The sequence below is a fragment of the Agrobacterium genomosp. 13 str. CFBP 6927 genome, from assembly GCA_900012615.1.
GTDB lineage: Bacteria > Pseudomonadota > Alphaproteobacteria > Rhizobiales > Rhizobiaceae > Agrobacterium.
Window position 1 is genome coordinate 318,044 of sequence record LT009757.1, and the last position, 20,611, is coordinate 338,654.

General features: G+C 59.2%; 13 protein-coding genes. 5 read left to right on the top strand and 8 right to left on the bottom strand.

Translation table 11 applies throughout. The features are described from left to right. Positions 1–109 precede the first annotated feature (109 nt). Positions 110–1,306, bottom strand: coding sequence for an aminotransferase class V-fold PLP-dependent enzyme (locus AGR13A_RS15775; protein ID WP_080840221.1), 1,197 nt, complete (start codon positions 1,304–1,306; stop codon positions 110–112). An 88-nt stretch (positions 1,307–1,394) separates the two neighbouring features. On the opposite strand from AGR13A_RS15775, the gene AGR13A_RS15780 reads away from it, so the two are divergent. Further along, on the top strand, positions 1,395–2,231 hold the full coding sequence (locus AGR13A_RS15780; RefSeq protein WP_080837374.1) for an IclR family transcriptional regulator: 837 nt from the start codon (positions 1,395–1,397) through the stop codon (positions 2,229–2,231). A 6-nt stretch (positions 2,232–2,237) separates the two neighbouring features. Here the strand turns inward: AGR13A_RS15780 and AGR13A_RS15785 are convergent, their stop codons facing one another. From AGR13A_RS15785 to AGR13A_RS15805, 5 genes are all read right to left on the bottom strand, one after another. Next, positions 2,238–2,732 carry a RidA family protein gene (locus tag AGR13A_RS15785; protein ID WP_003519868.1) on the bottom strand — a complete coding sequence of 165 codons (495 nt, stop codon included), beginning with the start codon at positions 2,730–2,732 and terminating at the stop codon, positions 2,238–2,240. A gap of 87 nt (positions 2,733–2,819) precedes the next feature. Beyond that, entirely contained in the window at positions 2,820–4,043 is a 1,224-nt protein-coding gene (locus tag AGR13A_RS15790) for an amidohydrolase/deacetylase family metallohydrolase (RefSeq protein ID WP_080837376.1), read from the bottom strand. Position 4,044: 1 nt separating this feature from the next. Further along, positions 4,045–4,920 carry an ABC transporter permease gene (locus tag AGR13A_RS15795; protein WP_080837379.1) on the bottom strand — a complete coding sequence of 292 codons (876 nt, stop codon included), beginning with the start codon at positions 4,918–4,920 and terminating at the stop codon, positions 4,045–4,047. Continuing rightward, positions 4,920–5,861, bottom strand: coding sequence for an ABC transporter permease (locus tag AGR13A_RS15800; protein WP_167377562.1), 942 nt, complete (start codon positions 5,859–5,861; stop codon positions 4,920–4,922). Before AGR13A_RS15800 ends, AGR13A_RS15795 begins: the two co-directional genes overlap by 1 nt. A 235-nt stretch (positions 5,862–6,096) precedes the next feature. Next, positions 6,097–7,623 (bottom strand): ABC transporter substrate-binding protein, encoded by a 1,527-nt coding sequence (locus AGR13A_RS15805; RefSeq protein WP_080837385.1) that lies wholly within the window; start codon positions 7,621–7,623, stop codon positions 6,097–6,099. Between the two features lie 474 nt (positions 7,624–8,097). Here AGR13A_RS15805 and AGR13A_RS15810 point away from each other — a divergent pair, with 474 nt between their 5' ends. The 4 genes from AGR13A_RS15810 to AGR13A_RS15825 all read left to right on the top strand — a co-directional run bounded on the left by AGR13A_RS15810 (position 8,098) and on the right by AGR13A_RS15825 (position 15,720). Next, positions 8,098–9,222, top strand: a complete 1,125-nt coding sequence (locus tag AGR13A_RS15810; RefSeq protein WP_080837388.1) for a glycosyltransferase family 4 protein — start codon at positions 8,098–8,100, stop codon at positions 9,220–9,222. 409 nt (positions 9,223–9,631) lie between these two features. Continuing rightward, on the top strand, positions 9,632–10,828 hold the full coding sequence (locus AGR13A_RS15815) for a polysaccharide biosynthesis/export family protein (RefSeq protein WP_080840222.1): 1,197 nt from the start codon (positions 9,632–9,634) through the stop codon (positions 10,826–10,828). A gap of 456 nt (positions 10,829–11,284) precedes the next feature. Continuing rightward, positions 11,285–12,583, top strand: coding sequence for an efflux RND transporter periplasmic adaptor subunit (locus tag AGR13A_RS15820; protein ID WP_080837391.1), 1,299 nt, complete (start codon positions 11,285–11,287; stop codon positions 12,581–12,583). Next, positions 12,580–15,720, top strand: a complete 3,141-nt coding sequence (locus AGR13A_RS15825) for an efflux RND transporter permease subunit (protein WP_035220828.1) — start codon at positions 12,580–12,582, stop codon at positions 15,718–15,720. Before AGR13A_RS15820 ends, AGR13A_RS15825 begins: the two co-directional genes overlap by 4 nt. Here AGR13A_RS15825 and AGR13A_RS15830 read toward each other — a convergent pair. Further along, a complete protein-coding gene (locus AGR13A_RS15830) occupies positions 15,717–16,298 on the bottom strand; it encodes an invasion associated locus B family protein (RefSeq protein WP_035220831.1) in 582 nt (193 codons plus the stop codon). The genes AGR13A_RS15825 and AGR13A_RS15830 overlap by 4 nt on opposite strands. Continuing rightward, positions 16,298–20,209, bottom strand: coding sequence for an autotransporter outer membrane beta-barrel domain-containing protein (locus AGR13A_RS15835; protein ID WP_374701852.1), 3,912 nt, complete (start codon positions 20,207–20,209; stop codon positions 16,298–16,300). Before AGR13A_RS15835 ends, AGR13A_RS15830 begins: the two co-directional genes overlap by 1 nt. Positions 20,210–20,611: the final 402 nt, after the last annotated feature.

Below are 20,611 nucleotides of genomic sequence, written 5' to 3' on the forward strand. Positions count from 1 at the left end.
GACGTTTGAGATAGACCGCACCCTCGCCCCCTCATCCCGCTGCCGCGACCTTCTCCCCCTCGGGGAGAAGAAGCTCGCGGCACCCGCTCGTTCCACATGCAGTCGTTACTTAGTCAGGCCAGCGCAGCATGCCGTCGAAGCGGTGGCGGCTGCGGTCTTCGAACGGTGTTGCAATCACCTCGTTGGAGGCGCGCGCCTTGTCCAGCTCCTCGGCCAGACGGGCAGCCACGATGGTTTCCTGGCCGGGATGCAGGTTGCAGGGATCGAGATAGAAATAACGGTGTTCCACCTCGTGATCGCGGGCAATGATCGGTGGGCTGCCTTTGGCGAGCGCCGTCGTCAGGTCCCAGGCGGTGATATGGGCTTCTTCGGCATCGATGATGACGCGCAGCCGGTCGAGCGGGTTGTTGGTCGGGTCGGGCTCGATCAGCGCCGTCACGCCGGGGCGTCCGTCCAGCGTCTTTTTCCAGAGATTAAGATAGCCGGTTTCGCGCTCGCGAATGCCGGCATGATCGCGCTTTTCCCAGGCTTCCAGCGCCGCCATGACGCCATAGATGCTTTCCTTGCCGACCTTCATGCCGCGGCCGATACCCATGTTCTGCAGGAAGGCGTTGCGCACCAGTTCCTTCTTGCCGGCGACGATGCCGGAGGTCGGGCCGCCGAGGAACTTGTGACCGGAATAGAGGACAACGTCCGCGCCCGTCGCCAGAAACAGCTCCAGATCATATTCGGACGCCGCATCGACGATGACGGGCACGCCCCTGGCATGGGCAATCTCGACAAATTCGGAAAGATGCAGCAAACCGTAATTCACCACATGATGCGAGACGACATAGACCGCTGCCGCCGTCTTTTCGGTGATGGCGTTTTCCATGTGGAAACGGTGGGTCGATGTCGCCTGCCCGATCAGCACCACCTTGCCGCCGCCGAGGCGGATCGCCTGATCCACCGGCGCGCCATAGCTCACCACATGCCCCATCTGCACCAGCACTTCGTTCTTTTCAGGCGCGACATCGGGCAGCTTTTCGATGGCCAGCAGATTATTGCCGGTAATGGCCCCCGCCACTGCAAGGCTGATGCCGGAGGAGCAGGACGCCGTGACGAAACCGGCCTCGCCGCCCGTCAGTCTTGCAATGATCGCGCTCGCCTTGCGTTGCAGATCATTGATCTCGACGAATTGCGGCAGGATGGACGCCATGGCCTGAACGGCCTCGGGAACGACAATCGACGCGCCGAGCGAGGTCATGGTGCCCGAGACGTTGATGACCGGGCGAAGGCCGATCCTGCTTCTGATATCCTCGGTCATGTCTTTCTCCTGTCTTTGCGATGCGATGGGCATCGACATATATGCCATAATAATGTAATAGCTTCTCAAAACCCGTGAGGAGCCAAAATTGGACGCCCATAAACTGGACGAAACGTCTTCAACCGCCCTGTCCGAGGCCGTCGAAAACGCAGACGCGAAGGCGGCCAAGCGCTCGCGCGTCAGCGGCATCGACCGCGCCCTTCAGGTGATTGATTACCTTTACGAAACCGGATCGCCGGCCGGCGCTTACGCGATTGCCAAGGCGATCAAGGCGCCGCTTTCCACCGTCTATGTGATCGTCGACGATCTCGTCGAAAAGAACATGCTGGCACGCAATGCCGATGGCAATATCTGGCTCGGCGCGCGGCTTTACCATTATGGCCTCGCCTATGCCCGCTCGCTGGACTTCATGGGTGTCGCCACCCACGAAATGCACGATCTGTGCCGCCATGCGGGCGAGACCGTGCAGCTTTGCGGCCGCGATGGCGACCATATGCTTGTTCTGGCCATGGCCGATGGTCCGAGCCATTTTCAGGTCGCGTCGCGTGTCGGCACCCGTGTTCCCCTGAACTGGACGGCCTCCGGCCGCCTGCTCGTTGGCCATTTGCCGGAGGCTGAACGTGTCGAGCTTTTCCGGCGCTGCGCCCGCACCTCGCCGACCGGCCGCGCGGAAATCAACCCGGAGACCCTGTCGCAATCGGCAGGTGCGGCCTTCCATGACAGGCTGTCGATACAGGTCGCCGAATCCGATTACGCCGTCGCCTGCATCGCCTCGCCGATCTGCGACAACAGGGGCGAATGCGTGGCGACGATTTCCATCGTGCTGCCGGAACAGAAGGTGCTGGCGGACGAGAACCATTATACCGAACAGGTCAGGGTTTCGGCGGAACGGATCGAAAAGCTGATGGGCTGGCGCAACCATTGAACGGCCTCAATCCTTGAGCGCGACGATGGCTTCTATCTCAACGGTGATGTTACCCGGCAGCGAGCCGAAACCGACGGCGGAGCGGGCATGTTGTCCCGCATCGCCGAACACATCGATGAAGAGATCGGAGCAGCCATTGATGACGCTCGGGTGATCGCGGAAATCGCTCACCGCATTGACCATGCCGAGCAGCTTGACCACTTTTTTCACCCGCGACAGATCACCCAGCGCCTCATGCATGACGGCGAGGAGATTGATGCCGGTGAGACGCGCATGGTTATAGGCCTCTTCCAGCCCGATTTCCGCTCCCACCTTGCCGGCATAGAGATGGCCGTTTTCCTCCCGCGGCCCCTGCCCCGAAAGATAAAGCATGTTGCCTTCCACCACATGCGTGACGAAATTGGCAATCGGCGGCGGCGGCGGCGGCAGGGAGATGCCGAGCGCGGCGAGCCGGTCATAGGGCGAATGGCGCCCCTCTGCCTCAAGCGAAGACTGTTTCACGCGAATTCCTCATAATACAGGGACGGGTATCCCTTAATCTCTGCGGAAGACGGAGGGGTTGCCCTCCTCCGCCTTGTCCATTTGGGTTCAGCGCCAGGAATAACCATGGCTGTGGCGTACCAGCTTGCGCGCTCTTGGAATATAACGGCTGGCAGCAATCGCTTCCGCGCCGATGACCGCGTAACGCGGCTCGAACAGACGCGTCAGACGCGCCACATCGCCGTTGGAATCGGTCGCTTCCAGATCGGAATCCACTAGATCGAAAATGGTGAAATCGGCGCGTTGGCCAACATCGAGACGGTTTTCCATATCGAGGCGGATGACGGAGGCCGGATTGCGGGTGACGGCCTCGACGACATTTTCGAAGGGCATATCAACCGACAGCAGCTTCGACATGGTCGTCGCCAGATCCCAGACCGGGAAATTCATCGAGTGGCCATGCAAATCCGTCGAAATCGAGAACGGTAATAAGCCGCGTGCAATCGCCGCTTCCGCCACCTTGAAGGAGAAGGAGGCGCCGCCATGGCCGATATCCAGCCGGATGCCTTCGCCCGCGCAGCGTTCGGCAAGATTGAACAGGTCCTCGTCTTCCATGATGCTGGAACCCGATTTGCCGTTGAAACAATGGGTCACGACATCACCGGGGCCGAGGATTTCCAGCACCTCGTCATAAAGTGCGGGCGGTTCGCCCACATGCACCATCATCGGCACTTTCAGGATCTTGGCGATCTTCTTGCCGAGCTTGACCGGCGTCACACCCCAGGAGCCGGTGATGACATGGCTCGCCCGCACCTTGAGGCCGACGATATGTTCGCTGTTTTCGGCGTAACATTCGATGATACGATCGAGATCGATATCCTTGATGTCGCGCAGTTCCGGCACGCGGTTGCAGGCGACGAGCCCGATCGAGCCGAGATTGAGGAAGGCCTTGATGCGCTCCCTCGAGGGTTCGATGATATATTCGCGGAAACCGTGGAAATTCGCCTCGCCCGCCGAACCGGCATCCACCAGCGTCGTCACGCCGCGTTCCGCCCCGCATTCGGAGGGGCGGATGGAGATATCGGTGCCGCCGTGCCAGATATGCACATGCAGATCCACCCAGCCGGGCGAAATGAAGGCACCCTTGGCATCAATGCGCTGCGCATCCGCAGGCGCCTGAATGGCAGGCCCAACCGCGGCGATCTTGCCATCGCCGCCGATCAGAATATCGGTCGAAGCCTGTGATGCGCCCTTTCCGAAACCGACGGGTTTCACATTGGAAAGAAGAATGGGAGCTTGAAGAGGCGTTTTCGCCTGTTCACCGGACGTCATATTACAAATCCCTTCGCAGTCTTGGATCGAGCATGTCCCGCAACCCGTCGCCGACCATTTGCAGCGACAGCACGGAAAGAATGATGGCAAAGCCGGGGAAATAGGTCATCCAGTCCGCCTGGCCGATATATTGGCGGCCGGCGGAGATCATGGTTCCCCAGGTGGGTATTTCGGGGCTGACACCGAGCCCCAGAAACGACAGGCCGGCCTCGGCCAGCATGGCGCTGGCGAAAAGGAAGGTGCATTGCACGAGGATCGGCGAGACCAGATTGCGCAGCACATGCCGCGTCATGATGTGGAAGGTGGAGATGCCGAGCGCCTTCGCCGCCTCCACATAGGGCAATTCACGGATCACCAGCGTCGAGGCGCGCACGATGCGGGCAAGGCGCGGCGAATAAACGACGGCAAGTGCAATGATGACAGTCGTCAGCGACGGGCCGAGTGCCGCCACCAGCGCAATCGCCAGCAGAATATCCGGAAAGGCCATCATCGCATCGATCAGGCGGGCAATCGGCGTATCCAGCTTCTGGAAGAAACCAGCGAGCAGGCCGAGCGTGATGCCTATCAGCGCCGAAAGCGCGACCACGGCGGCCCCGACCAGAAGCGACAGCCTTCCGGCATAGATGGTGCGCGAGAAGACGTCACGACCGAACTCGTCGGTGCCGAACCAGTAAAGCTCGCTTGGCGGCTTCAGGCGGTTCACAATCGACAGTTTCGATGGCGAATAGGGCGCAATCATCGGCGCGAAAACCGCGAGAAGCACGAAGACCAGCAACACGATGAGACCGGCAGCGACCGTCTTGCGTTTCAGGAGACGCCGAATGAACAGGACGGTCGGGTTGCGTGCCGGCGGGACGGTGGAAACAATATCGGCCATCAGTAACGAACCCTCGGATCGACCAGCAGATAGAGCATGTCGATTGCAAAATTGATGAGCACGTAAAGCCCGGCGATGATGAGAAGCGCGCCCTGAATGACCGGATAATCGCGCCGGAGAACGGCCGAGACGACGAGATTGCCGACACCCGGCAGGCCGAAAACGGTTTCCGTGACGACCGCGCCGGAAATCAGGACGGCGGCGGTGAGTCCGAGCACGGTCAGGATGGGAATAAGAGCGTTTTTCAGCGCATGTTTCATCACCACGCGGCGCTCCTTGACGCCCTTGGCACGGGCGGTGCGGACATAGTCGTCACCTAAAACATCCAGCATCGAGGCGCGGGTGAAGCGCAGGATGAGGGCGGAGGAAACGAGGCCGAGCGCAACTGCCGGCAGGGTCAGGTGATACATGCGCTCAAGAAAGCTAGCACCCGGACCGCCATAACCCGATACCGGGAACATATCGAGCCGGACGGCGAAGACCTGCATGAGAATGAGGCCAAGCCAGAAGCTCGGAATGCTTGCCGCCAGCATCGCCACCGTGGTCGCTGCCTGATCGACAAAAGAGCCACGCCGGTAAGCGGCATAAATGCCGATGGGAAGCGCGATGACGCTGGCGATCAGCAGCGAAAAGATCGTCAGGAAGAAGGTCGGTTCGGCCCGGTCCAGCAGCGCTGCACCGACCGGCATGTTGAGAAAGATCGACTGGCCGAGATCGCCCTTCAGCAATTGCCCGATATAATAGACATATTGCACGCCGAGCGACTGATCGAGGCCGAGCCGGCTGCGCAACTCCGCAATGTCCTGCGCCGAGGCATCCGGCCCGAGCATCACGGCCGCCGGATCCCCGGGTGTTACGCGCAGGATGACGAAGACGATGGTGACGACGAGGAACATCACCACGATCATCCCGGCAAGTCTCTGGAAAATATACCGTATCACGTATGTATGCTCCGAAGCGCGTGATGGGCCGCTATCAGGCGACGGTTGAAACGAGTAGTCGATGGGTGCCGATAATTCCGGCACTCACGGTCGGAAAACACTTGCCTCCGTCATGCCGGACTTGATCCGGCATCCAGCCACCACGCGTCTGCGTGGTGAAAGGTTCTCTGCGACCAGGAACCTGATCGCGCTGGACCCCGGCTCAAGGCCGGGGTGACGGCGTGCGGAGCCGGCCTTACTTCGTGACCGAAGCGTTCCAGAAATACGGCCAGGGAGCCGGATCGACGCCCTCCAGCTTGTTGGACTTGGCCGCCACGGCGTTGAAGTCACCGATCTTGATGAGCGGCAGCTCGGCATAGATCGTCTTCTGCACATTGGCCCAGAGCGTGACACGCTTCTCCGGATCGGCTTCGGAGGTGAAGGCATCAACCGCCGCCTTGCGCGCCGGCGTATCCCACCAGCCCGGTGAACCGGTGGAAAGCGCACCGATCAGCGCCGGCTCCGGCAGGAAGGGGCTGTGGGTGATATAGACATCCCAGAGCTTCGGGTCAGCGCGGCGCTGTGTCAGCGTCGCCCAGTCCACCACCTGCATATCCACCTTGAAACCGGCAAGTTTCAGATATTCCGCAGCAACCTGCGCCATCTTGTAGTGAAACTCATACTGCCGGCTGGTGAGGATGCGCAGCGGCTCGCCATTATAACCGGCAGCCTTCAGCTTTTCGGCGGCGGCTTCCGGGTTGCCGACGTTGTAAGTGCCGTTGACGCCCTCTTCCGAATGCCAGGAGAAATTGGACGGATAATAAGCGCCGTCAAGCGCATAGAAATCCGTGCTGCCAAAGGCAGCCGCCAGCATATCCTCCATGTTCAGCGCTTCGGTCACCGCCTTGCGGACCTCCAGCTTGGAAGAAAGCCCCTCCTTGGTGTTGAACACGAAGACCGGATAACCAAAAGGCTTCAGCATCAGCGGCTGCGAGGCCGACGACGACTTCACCTTGTCGAAGGATTCGACCGGAATGGAATCGACATAATCATACTGGCCGGAAACGGCGGCCTCGACACGGGTATTCGGATCAGGCACCGGAACGAAACGGATTTCATCGAGATATTGATGGCGTGCGCCACCATATCCGTCGCTTTCGCCATCACGGGACTTGTAGCCATCGAAACGGACGAGCTGGATATATTGATCCGCCTTGCGTTCCTTCAGCATATAGGGGCCGGTGCCGATAAATTCGGCCATTGGTTCGGCCTGCTTCTCGGCCGGCAGAATGATGGCTGCCGAATTGTTGAAGGCAAGCAGCGAGGTCAGCGGCGCATAGGGCTGCTTGAGGGTAATCGTGACCGTTCCGGCATCCGGTGCGGAGATCTTGTCGATGAAACCGGCGGCCTGCTTGCCGCGCGAGGCGATCTTCATCCAGCGGCCCAGCGAAGCGACGACATCTTCCGAGGTCATGTCGCTGCCGTCATGGAACTTGATGCCCTGCCGCAGCTTGATCGTATAGGTTTTGCCGTTAGCACTGATCTCGGGCAGGCTTTCCGCCAGAAGCGGCGTAACCTTCCAGCCCTTGTCGAAGGTGTAGAGCGTTTCAAAAATATGCTGCGTGACGATACCGACGAGATCGGCAGTCGACGCCATCGCATCAAGCGTCGGCGGCTCGCCGATCGTGGCGACATTGATGACGCCGCCCTTTTCCTGAGCCATCATCACACCCGGCGCAAGCAGCAAAGCAGCGGTGGCGAGAAATGCAAGTTTACGTCTCATTGTTAAGCTCCCAGCTCTTAGTTCCAACCTTATGTGTTCCACTATTATGTTATATGCATCTTTATAACAGAATATCTCGATAAGACGCCTTGTCAATGACCTTGCCGCGAGATGGCTGGATTCATTGATTTGGCAAAATAGGAGAGAGATTTGGGGGGAGATGAGAACGGAAGACTTGAAGCGCAGGCTTCAGCCACCAGGGCAGACATGGATTCGGCCGGCATCTGAGACTCGCAGATGGAGACCGGGTTTTAAGAAGGTTGGATATTTCGCATTTGCGAACAAAGTGCTATTGAGGTTCTGACCAAGACCAGATTACGACACGCACAACTTCGCATTTCTATTAATCGTTACCTTATTTGCCCCCACCAGCCGTGTTTTTAAAGGCTGCCGACAGACTGATATTCCAGGCCGCCGGGCTTTATTCCAGGGCGGATTATAAATTTTTATTACGTTGAAATTATTGAGGAAATTATGAAGACGGCAATCGTGCATGACTGGCTCACCGACAGAGGTGGGGCCGAAAAAGTGCTTCACAACCTTCTTGAAATTTATCCTCACGCGGATCTCTATTGCCTCGTCGATTTCATGAGCGAGCGCGACCGGGGTTTTCTCGGCGGGCGACCGGTCAACACGTCCTTCATTCAGAAGATGCCCTTCGCGCGAAAAAAATACCGTTCCTATCTGCCGCTCATGCCGCTCGCCATCGAGCAATTCGATCTCAGCAGCTACGATCTGGTGATTTCCTCAAGCTATGCTGTCGCCAAGGGCGTCATCACCGGCCCCGGCCAGTTTCATGTATCCTATATTCACAGTCCGATCCGTTACGCCTGGGATCTCCAGCACCAGTATCTCAAGGAAACCAAGCTCACTCGCGGGTTTGCCTCTTGGATCGCGCGCGCCATTCTCCATTATATCCGCATGTGGGACATCCGCACCTCTCACGGCGTCGACCTGATGACGGTCAATTCCAAATTCATCCGCAGCCGCGTGCGCAAATGTTACGGGCGTGATTCCACCGTGATCTACCCGCCGGTGGACACATCACATCTGTCGCCCTCCGAATGGAAAGGCGACTATTTCGTAACCGCATCACGGCTGGTGCCCTACAAGAAAGTGCACCTGATCGTCGAAGCCTTTGCGAAAATGCCCGACAAACGGCTGGTCGTCATCGGTGATGGACCGGACATGAAACGCATCCGTGAGATCGCCACGCCCAACGTCGAAATCCTCGGCTTTGTCGGAAATGAAGAGCTTCATAAATATATGGCGGAGGCCAAGGCTTTCGTCTTCGCCGCAGAAGACGATTTCGGAATCGTGCCGGTCGAATCCCAGGCGCTCGGCACACCGGTCATCGCCTATGGCAAAGGCGGAGTACTGGAAACCGTCATCCCCCTCGGCGCTTCAAACCAGCCGACCGGCCTCTATTTCGGCGAACAGACCTCGGAAGCCATCTGCGCCGCCGTCCAGGAATTCGTCGATAATTCCGACCGTTTCGACAAGAACGCCTGCATTGACAATGCCGCCCGTTTTTCCCGCGAACGCTTCCTGCGGGAATTCGCCGATACCGTGAATTTCGCGCTGGCGGAGCGGGCCTGAGGAGAATGGTGCGCTATAAAATATTATTTAATAACAATAGACTAGACAATCTCTCGCATCGACCACGAAAGAAACCCTGCAAGCGTGACAAAACTGCACTAGCGCAATGCAGCAATCGAAGAGAATATGGCCGCGACTGAATATTGAAGAGTAGCAATACTGACAGCATTCGGGCACGCGAATATTGCGAATGGCGCGGGTTTCTCCGGCGCAGTTACGCGTTGAATGAACTTGAAGCATCGCCTGAAATTGGGCATATGCCTGATACGAGCGTTAATATTGCGGAATTCGATTCTGTATTGCCGATTAGGGTTTCCTTTGTCGGTGTTTTTATGAAGTGCCCATTTAAAAAAATTATACGATGTCCGGCCCATCTGCTTTTTCGGACGAAATTCATTTTGAGGACCAAATGCGTTTATTGAATGTTTCGATTCTGCTTGCCTCTGCTGCACTGGCGGGCTGCACGGTCACTGCGGCGTCTGGGCCGGATGCGGCGACAATCGAATCCAACGCTTCCGTAAAGTTCGGTACCAAGGACAAGAAGAAGACCGCAGGCGTCGACTACGCGCTCATTGATATAAACAGTTCCGTTCTGAACTATGTTGGCGACACCACCAGCAGCACGCTGCTTGGCAGCTTCGGCGGCGGTAAGGGTGGTGTTCCGGCTTTGCCGATGGGTGTTGGCGACGTGGTGCAGGTCGCGATCTTCGAAAGCCAGGCGGGTGGCCTCTTCATCCCCGCCGACGCAGGCAGCCGTCCCGGCAACTATATCAGCCTGCCGAACCAGACGGTGGACCGGGAAGGCAATATCAGCGTTCCCTATGCCGGCAAGATTCGCGCGACCGGTCGCAATGTCGAGGACGTTCAGAGCGAAATCGAAGAACGGCTGGCCAACCGCGCCATCGAGCCGCAGGTCCTCATCACCAAGATTTCCAGCCGCTCCGCGCAGGCTTCCGTGCTTGGCGACGTCAAGGAGCCAACGAAGGTTCAGCTTTCGGAAGCGGGTGATCGCGTTCTCGACGTCATCTCCTACGCCAAGGGTCTCAGCGCCCCGAACATCGAATCCTACGTCACCCTGATCCGCCGCGGAAAGACCGCGCGTGTCAATTACAACCACCTCGTCAGCACGCCCACCGAAAACATCTATGTGGTTCCGGGCGACACCATCATGGTGGAGCGTGAGCGCCGCACCTATCTGGCCTTCGGCGCTTCCGGCCTCAATGGGCGTTTCGAGTTCGAGGATGCGGATCTCAAGCTGTCGGATGCACTCGGCAAGGCCGGCGGATTGCTGGATTCCCGTGCGGATCCCGCTCAGGTCTATATCTATCGTATCGTCAAGCGCGATCTTCTCGTGAAGCTCGGTATCGACACCTCCAAGTTCCCGGACCAGGAAATTCCGGTCATCTTCCGCGCCAATCTGCGCGATCCCTCAACTTTCTTCGCCAGCACGAAGTTCCCGATGCAGGATCGCGATATCATCTACGTCACGAATTCGCAGGCAACCGAACTTTACAAGTTCCTGGATCTCGTCGGTTCCGTTCCCGCAACAACGGGCAATGTCGCCGAGGACGTGCTCGCGACGCGCAACGCCATACGGGCCTTCTAATCCACGATATCTTACCGCTCACATCAAAGCCGCCCCGGAAACGTGGCGGCTTTTTCTTTGGACGGAACCATAAGCTGCGAGCGAGCCGGGCCCGATTCAGATGCGGCTATAGGTCGGGCATGGGCTTGAGACCTGGTCTGCGGTTCAGATGGACATCACACGGCCTGTTTTCTTCCAGCGCTCTGTCGCGGCCTACCAAAATCGATACCGCTTTCGATATCGAGACCGGGCGCGCAGACCGTTAGCGGCCATACCCTGAACCCGGCGGCCAATATGTATGGAAAGCGCCATCTGCTTTGCATCGCAGGGCGATAGGCCAGCGAACGTTGTCGCCGCCATTACAAAAGTTTAAGGTGATTTCGCAGCGCATTGGGTGTCTTGTGGGGGAGAGCTGCTCCCAAGGCTTGCCGCACATGTTCGGTAAACATGTATCGCTCTCATAAGCGGAATCGTCAGATGAAACGTTTCTGGATCGCCCTCAGCGTCCTTGCCATCGCAGCCGTCGGCGCGTGGTATTTCAAGGACCGCCTGCCGCTCGACCAAATTCCCTATCTCAAACAATTTGCCAGCCTTTCACCGCAGACGCAGACCGAAACGGCTAAAGTGCACGGCGGAACAGCGGCGCAGACCTCACAAAACGGCCAGCCTGCGCCGCAGCAAGGGCAAAGGCAGGGCGGCGGACGGCGCAATGGCGGGCCGCCCACCGTCAGCACCATCGCCGTCAGCAAGGCAACGCTGCCGATGGACGCAACGGCGACGGGTTGGGCGGTTGCGGCCGACATTACCAATATTGCACCGCTTCAGGCGGGCCTCGTCACGGAAATCTCGGCCAAGGACGGCCAGCATATCAAGGCAGGCGATCTTATCCTCAAGATGGATGACCGCATCGCCCGCGCCGCCGTTGATAAGGACAAGGCCAATATCGCCGCCGATCAGGCAACGCTGGAGCAGACAGAAGCCGCTTTCCAGCGCGCTGCCAATCTCGTCAAGCAGAGCGCTGAGTCCCAGCAGGTGCTGGATCAGGCAAGGGCGGCACGGGACAGTGCCAGCGCCAAGGTCGACGCGGACCGCGCAACGCTCGCTTCCGATCAGGTGACGCTCGAACATATGGAAATTCGCGCACCCTTCGATGGGCGGCTGGGCGACATCAGCGTCAGCCCCGGCGCCTATCTCAGCGCCGGCGTCAATATTGTCACGATCACGAAATACGATCCGATCTCGGTCAGTTTCCGACTGTCCCAGCGTTACCTGCCGCAATTGCGCGAAGGCGTGCAGAAGGACACGCTGGTGGATGTCGATCCAGCAGCGACGGGCGGCGAGACCATGCAAGGCATGCTGCGCTTTTATGACAATATCGTGGACCAGACATCCGGCACCGTCCTTGCCAAAGCGGAATTCAAAAATGATCGCGGTCTTTTATGGCCCGGCCAGTCCGTCAATGTCACTGCCCACTTCGTCTCGGACGAGGAGATGATCGTTGTGCCGACGGTTGCCGTCCGGCCAGGGCCGAAGGGCAGCTTCGTCTATACTGTCGATGACAACCACCGGGTTCATATGACACCCGTGGAAATCGCCCGCTCGAACGGCGATCTCACCGCCATTGCAAGCGGTCTCACCGGCGGCGAGCACGTTATCGTCGAAGGCCAGTCCGAACTGACTGACGGTCAGCAGATCGTGGAGCAGTTTTCCGAGAAGGGCGGCGCGGCCGGTAATCTGGCCGCCAATGTCACGCCGGAAAAGGTTGGCACCCCATGATCGCGAATTTCTGCATCAACCGTCCCGTCGCAACCACCCTCCTCGCAATCGGCCTTGTGCTGGCGGGGCTTGCGGGTTTCAGCCTGCTCCCTGTCGCCGCGCTGCCGAAGGTCGATTTTCCCACGATCAGCGTTTCGTCGTCCCTGTCGGGCGCCTCACCGCAAACCATGGCAACCTCGGTCACAACGCCGCTGGTGAAGCAGTTCGAAACCATTCCGGGCGTCAGCGAAATCAGCGCCACCAATACGCTCGGCAACAGCTCGATCGTGCTGCAATTCGATCTCAACCGCGATATTGACGCCGCCGCCGCCGACGTTCAGGCGGCAATTTCGCGCGCGCAGCGGCAATTGCCGAGCAATATGACGACGACGCCGAGCTATCGTAAGACCAACCCCGCCGATGCGCCGGTGTTGCTGCTTGCCGTCAACAGCAAGGAAATGCCGACCAGCAAGGTGGACGAAATCGCCGAGAATATCATCTCGCCGCTTCTTTCCACCATTTCTGGCGTCGCACAGGTCAGCATCTATGGCGCACAGACCTATGCGGTGCGCATCGGCCTCGATCCGGCGCAGCTTCAGGCAAGGGGGCTCGGGGTCGATACCGTCACCACCGCCATCGCGCAGGCGAACAACCAGGTCCCCGTCGGCGCGTTGCAAAATGACAATCAGCGCCTGACGATCGAAGCGGATACCCAGCGCACCGATGCGGCGGCCTTCCGCTCACTGGTCGTGTCCACGAATAACGGCGCGCCCATCCACCTCGGCGATATCGCCAATGTCACCGACAGTATTGACAACACCAATGCCGGCAGCTGGTTCGATGGCCAGCAGGCCATCGTTCTTGCCGTACAACGTCAGCCGGACGCCAACACCGTGGATGTGGTGGATGCCATCAGGGCCAAGCTGCCGGCGCTTCACCAGCAATTGCCGCCCTCGGTCAACATCAACGTCATGAACGACGCATCGACCGCGATCAAGGACGCGATCTCCGACGTACAGTTCACACTGTTCCTCACAATCGGCCTGGTGGTTGCGGTCATCTATCTTTTCACCGGCCACCTGACGGCAACCATTATTCCGGGCCTTGCCGTGCCGCTGTCGCTCATCACGGCTTTCGGCGCGATGTATGTTCTGGGCTATAGCATCGACAATATCTCACTGCTCGGATTGACCCTGTCTGTGGGACTTGTGGTGGACGATGCGATCGTCATGCTGGAAAACATCCTTCGCCTGCACGAAAAAGGCCTGACAATGCGGGAGGCGGCGCTTCAGGGCGCGGCGGAAGTCAGCAATACCATTCTGTCCATGTCCGTTTCGCTGGTGGCTGTTTTCATTCCCATTCTGTTGATGGGCGGGGTGATCGGCCGGCTCTTCAACGAATTCGGCATGGTCGTCACGCTCGCGATCATGGCGTCTGCACTCGTATCGCTGACAGTCACACCGATGCTCGCCTCGCGCCTTTCCGGCCAGTCTTCCAGACCTCCGGCCATCATTCGCTGGTTCGACGCCGGTTTCGAGCGCACGCTTCGTGGTTATGGCAAGGCCGTTGGCTGGTGCCTCTCACACCGCCGCGTCGTTCTCGCCTCGTTTCTGGCGTCCATCGCCGCCTCGCTCTATTTGTTCGAAACGCTGCCCTCCAGCTTCTTCCCGCAGGAAGATATTGGCCGCCTTTCCGTATCCACGCAGGCGCGCGAGGATATTTCATACACGGCCATGCGCGATCTCCAGGCGCAGGTCGCCGACCAGATCCGCAAGAACCCGGCTGTGGTGCATGTCACCTCCATCGTTGGCGGCAATTCCCGCAATCCGCTGAACAACGGCTCGATGTTCGTTGAACTGAAACCCAAGGAAGAACGCGCGCCGCTGAGCCAGGTGCTGAGCGAACTGGGGCAGGCCACATCGAAAGTGGCGGGCATCCGCACCTATATCAATCCGCAGCAGAGCCTGCGTTTCGGCGGGCGCAGCTCCGCCAGCCAGTACCAGCTTGTCGTTCAGGGCCTGAATGCCGACACCACCAATGAATGGTCAAACAAGCTGATGGAGGCGATGCGCCGGGACCGGACATTCACCTCCGTCACCTCCGATGCCCAGAACGGTGCGATCGCCGCGACGATCTCGGTCGATCCGGAGAAGGCCGCAGCATTCGGTATCACCAACGATCAATTGCGCAAGACGCTGGAAATGTCCTTCGGCGGTTATACGGCGGCGCAGATCCAGTCGACAGGCGACAGCTATGACGTGATCGTGGAGTTTGACAGCTCCAAACAGTGGGACGACAATTTCCTGAGCGATATCAATATCCTCTCCGCAAAGTCTGGCGCTCTTGTTCCACTTTCAAACTTCGCCGCCCTCACCCGGACCCAAGCGCCAGTCACCATCAACCAGACGGGCCAGCTCGTCTCCACAACGATCTCCTTCAACCTGCCGGATGGCGTGGCGCTTTCCGATGCGACGGGCCGGATCAACGACATCAAAAGCACGATAGGCCTGCCACAGGACGTGTTCACCAGTTATGGCGGCACGGCGGCGATCTTCCAGCAGAGCCAGGGCAACACCGGCATCCTCATTCTGGCGGCAGTGTTGACCATCTATGTGGTTCTGGGCGTGCTTTATGAAAGCTTCATCCACCCGCTGACCATCCTGTCCGGCCTGCCGGCGGCGGCCTTCGGCGCACTGGTGGCGCTGAAGGTCATGGGCATGGATTTCTCGATCATTGCGCTTATCGGCCTGTTGATGCTGATCGGCATCGTCAAGAAAAACGCCATCATGATGATCGACGTGGCGGTGGAGTTGATCCGCGAACAGGCGGAGCCGCCCGCCCGCGCCATTCACGAAGCCTGCGTACGCCGGTTCAGGCCGATCATGATGACGACATTCTGCGCTCTGCTCGGCGCCCTGCCCATCGCGCTTGGCTCGGGCGCAAGCTCCGAACTGCGCCAGCCGCTCGGCGTTGCAGTCGTCGGCGGGCTCATCGTCTCACAATTGCTGACGCTGTTCATCACGCCTGTCATCTTCGTGGAAATGGACCGGTTCGGCAGCTTCCTCACAGGGCTGTTTTCCCGCAAAAAACCGGCTGGAAAACATGCCGAACCACAAAAGCCGGAAAGCACGAATGAACCCGATTCCGTCGCGGCCTAACGCAGGCTTTCGAGGCGCTTCAGCGCCTCGGAAAAACCGCCCGACTGCAGCTGGAACGAGACAGTTCGGCCTTGCAGGTCGGGCGCCTCTATTGTCAGGCTCTTGCCTTCCTTCAGCGCTGAGACAAGCTCGATGAAGGGCGTAAAAGAAACGATGCAGCCCACCGGCAGGCAGGTGCTGACCTGCACTTCCTGCAGGCGCACATTGCCGGATTTCACCGAAAACAGCTTTGTGACGGCGAGGCCGAAGGGCAGAACCATGGTTCCGGAAAGCTTGTCCGGCGTCCCGGCATCGTCAAACCGAAATTCGACGGAGACGACGAGCTTGCGCGTTTTCTCCTCAAGCTGGACCTGCGCGATGGCGCATGGCGGCTTTACCTCCTTCACCGCGGGCGTCTCTGCGGCGGTATCGTTCCTTGGAACAGGTGCCGCGCAAGCAAGCTGCCAGCTTCCGTGAACCTCCCGCAAAGGCGCCGCCGTCTTCTCCGTCTCCTGCGCGCGCGCTGCGCCCGCCACCGCGGCAGCGACAAGGAGAATGGCAAAAGCCGATTTCCAGAGCCCGTTGTGACTGTTCTTCATCAGAAACGGACCCCTAGTTCAGCAAAAGCGGATTGATCCAGCACACCGCCCCCAAAAACCGCGCCATAACGGAATGTCAAAGTGGCAGAAGGAGCAAGATCGTAGCTCAATCCCAGACCGAGCAACGCCACATCGCGTGCCGTTGCGGCACTTGCGACGGAAAATGCGCCGCCGCCTTCATAAAACAAAGCACTCTCCACTGTTGGATCACCATAGGCGTGACGCCAGCCCATATCGAAGGTCGCACGGCCGGGCATAGACTCAAGGGAAATATCACGGCTGATGCGCGCACCCAGCGTCGAATAGAGCTGATCGTGACTGGCAGAGCCGGAAGAAACGGCTGCAATGCCACCCTTTTCATTGAAGGCGTCCGTGTTTGTCTTCACGTAGCTAACATTGGCATAGGGTTCTATGCGGGTGAGTTCGAAATCGAAAAGCCAGGCGGCTTCGGCAAAGACCTGCGTGGTGGAGGCGTCGTAGCCGGCAGTGAGTTCGTCCTTCAACGTCGAAAGGGAAATTTTCCGGCGGGTTTCTATATCCTGAAAGGCGTGGATTGCACCAAGGCGCAGGGATGCCGGACCGATCGAGCCGCCCGCATAGGCCGCCGCATAATAGCTATCCACATCCGCCTTCGCGGCCAGCGCAGGCTGGCTGACAGCGTCGCGACCGTAACCGGCCGCAAGACCTGTGCGCCATCCATTGCCCCAGTCACCTTCAAGACCGAAAAGAATGCCCCCGCCCCTGGTCTCCGCCGATGAACCATTGCCACCGGTGTGGCCGCGCGAGCCGAAACCGCTGGACCAGAAAGTGAGGGTACCTTCGTCGATGTTGAACGGTTCCTTTCCACCCGAAGCTCCGGCGACGGGCAGGATAGAGCCCGCATCGACACTCCTGAAAGCACTGCGCAGCCTGTCGAGAATAACATCGCGGGTCAGCTGGCTGCGGTTTATCAGCGCCATGGCGAGCGACGGGTGAGTTTCACCGGAAAGCTGCGAGAAGGCGGTTTGGGTTTCGCCGGACTGGAGAAACAGGGCTGCCCGATAAAGCGGCAATGCTTCCCCCAGCGCTTCGACTGCATTGGCGGCCGCACGCGCATTCTCCGTCGAAGTTTCAGCGGCAAAAAGCCCCGCCGCTTGGGATGCCCGCGCGAAGGAGAGATAGGCGGTGTTGCTATCGGTGCTTTTCGTAACGCGGGCGGACAAGTAAGCGAAATTCTCGCTTATGCCGGAAAATGTGCCAGTGACTCCGCCCGTCGCCGTCAGGATCGTATATCGGGTGTCGAGACTATAGGCGCCGCCACTCGCAAGCGGGGTGACGACGAGGGCCACATTGTTGTCGATGGTAATCGTGCCGTTCACCGCAAGCCTGTCGGAATCACCGGAAGCATCGACTTCAACCGCATAGGTCGAGCCGCTGGCAAATACCACGTCGCCGGTGGAGGTGAGCGTGCCGATGGAATTGCCGGGCGAAAGCGTGCCGCCGGAACCGACGGTCAGGCCGCCAATGGTGCCGGAACCGCCAAGCGCCGCGCCGCTGCTGACGGAAACGGCGCTGGCGAACGAGCCGTTGACGCTGAGCTTGCCGGACGAAACCGCGGTAATGCCGGTATAGGTGCTGTTGCCGCTGAGGATCAGATTGCCATCGCCCGCCTTTTCAAAGGTGCCGGTGCCGCTGATGACATTCGAAAGCGTACCCGCCCCCTCGACAGCGAGTATCGCATTGTTGACGATCTCGCCCGAACCGAAGCTTTTGGCGGTTCCTGTCAGTGCACCACCCGAAATCGTCGTGCCACCCGAATAGCTGCTATTGCCGGCAAGGACGAGATTGCCGCTGCCGGTCTTCTCGAAGGTCCCGGTGCCGCTGATGACATTCGAAAGCGTGCCGGCCCCATCCACAACGAGTTCCGCATTATTGACAATCTCACCCGAACCAAAACCCGTGACGGTTCCTTTCAGCGTTCCGCCTGAAATCGTCGTGCCGCCGGAATAATCGTTGTAGCCGCTGAGGATCGTAACACCGTTTTCCGCATCGACATGACCTGCCCCGGAAATATCGGCGGACAAGATATAGGCCGTCTCGGAATGGTTGAAAACGATGCGGCCATTGCCCGCGCCGAAGAGGATTGCTTCCGCCTCCACTGTTCCGGCGGAATAGGCCGTTTGCCCGGCGGCAGCACCGATATTCAACACACCGGTCGAGCCTGCCCTGGAAGCGATGAATATGGTCGTTGCGGCCAGAGAGGCGCCACCCGACACATCAACGACACCGCTGCCGCCATAGCCGATCGTGAGAGCATTGCCGATCTCAACGCGCGACCCCGTGCCGGTCACGTACAATGTGCCGTCTGATCTCGCCTCGGTGCCCAGGTAAAGCTTATAGGCGTCAAGCGAAGCGCCGTTGGAGACCGCCACGCTGCCGGAACCGTCATAACCGATATCCATATAGCCGGAATAGGCAATATTGTTGTCGACTTGCACGCTCACATTCGAGCCAGTCCCGTCGATCGTCATCGCTCCGGAGGAGCCGGCGAGATTACCCAGAGTGACCTGCCCCGCCTGGATGCCACCGCCGGTGATCACCGAAACGTCTCCATAGGTGCCGTTCTGATAGCCGACGACCAGGGCTCTCGCCAGCGTCCAGTTCGACCCGCCGCCTGAGACGATAACGGAAGATGTCGAACCGGTGAGCCTCGCCACATATCCAGAATCGCTGGTGACAGAGCCGTCCGCCTCGATATTAAGCGCTGCGTCGCCGGCACCACCCACATAGAGGTTGCCGGCGTTGCGCAAGGTGCTTCCGGAACCGGAAACAGTGGCGGTGCCGCTGCTGCCAGTGTTTGCCCCAAGAACCGTATTGCTGGAATCGACGACCGCCCCGCCGGTCACGGTCAATGAGCCGGTTCCATCAATGCCCACGCCAAGGCCGCCGCTTCCGACCGTCCAGCCAGAACCGCCGCCATCTACGGTGGCTTCGCCCACAGCACCCGCCACGATGCCGAGACGGGCGGAGACGCTTTCCACTTTGCCGCCCGTAGTGACATTCAGCGTGCCGTTACCGGCGGGGCTGGCAGGATCGGAAGCATCGCCGCCGATCAGCAACGCGCCCGTGGTCCATTTGGTGCCGCCACCTGCTATAGAGACAATACTCGCCGAATGGCGGCCGATAACGACGGTCCCGCTGGCAACAGCCGCCCCCGCGCCGATCGACATGGTTGCGGCCCCCATATCGCCGACGACCAGTGCACCTTCCGTTTCCAGCAGGGAACCGGCACCATTTATGTTTAGCGCACTTGCATCTGCTGATTCGAGATTACCGATCACCGTGTTGCCCCGGATCGTGACCGTGCCGCCGGCGGCGATTGTGAAAATCCCCTGACCACCGTTGCCGACAACCATGTCACCGGAAGCGGTCAGACTACTGTCCTGACCCTCCACAGACACAGTTCCTGTCGTGCCGACCCCGTCGGCTACGACCAAGCTGCCGGTTTCCAGACGGCTTGCGCCCAGCACCTCCAAATCGCCTATGCCGCCTGTCAGAAAAGTGGCTTTGGCACCATAACCCACGAAAACCGTACCGCTGTTCGCAAAGCTGGACGAATTATCCAGGAAGAAGATGCCCTGTCCCGTATCTTTCTCACCAATAAAGACATTTCCGCCGGAAACCGCAGCACTTCCACTGAGACGGAGTTCGCCGATACCACTTTCACCCACCGACACATCGCGGGCGTTCGACCATGTCCCTCCGGAAAAATTTAACCTGCCCGAAACGCCATTCAAGAGCCCAATACTGGTGTAAACAGTCGACAGGCCGCCTTCGACCGTCATCGTGCTGCCGGCGTTGACCCCGACGACAAGCCTATAGGCTTCGGCCTCCCTGCCGTTAGGGATCCTCGGGCCGTCGCCGTCTATCATGGCTGCATCATCAGGTCCCGGTACCCGCTGATATGAGATCCAGCTTAAAGGGAAAAACCATTCATCCGTGGCGGAGCCTCCCCAGACTATGGTCTCGGCCAGCGCGGGAGGAGCGATAACGGCGGAAAACATCAGGGCGAAAAGGCGCGTCGATCCTCTCCGAAAACGACCGAACAAGACGTCTGCGCCCGAGCCGATCTTCTGCGGTTTGCACCGGTCGCGGCGGAAACAATCGGACATCCAATCTCCCTTACCGGCGCCTTGTTCCGCCTTCTCTCGATCCGGCGAATCGTTTTGGCAATCAACTTAATTAGCCCACTTTTAAAGATGATCGTCAGTATAAATAGATAAAACCGTATTTTTTCCGGCGCAAAAAAGATAAAACGGAGTGCGAAAGGCGCA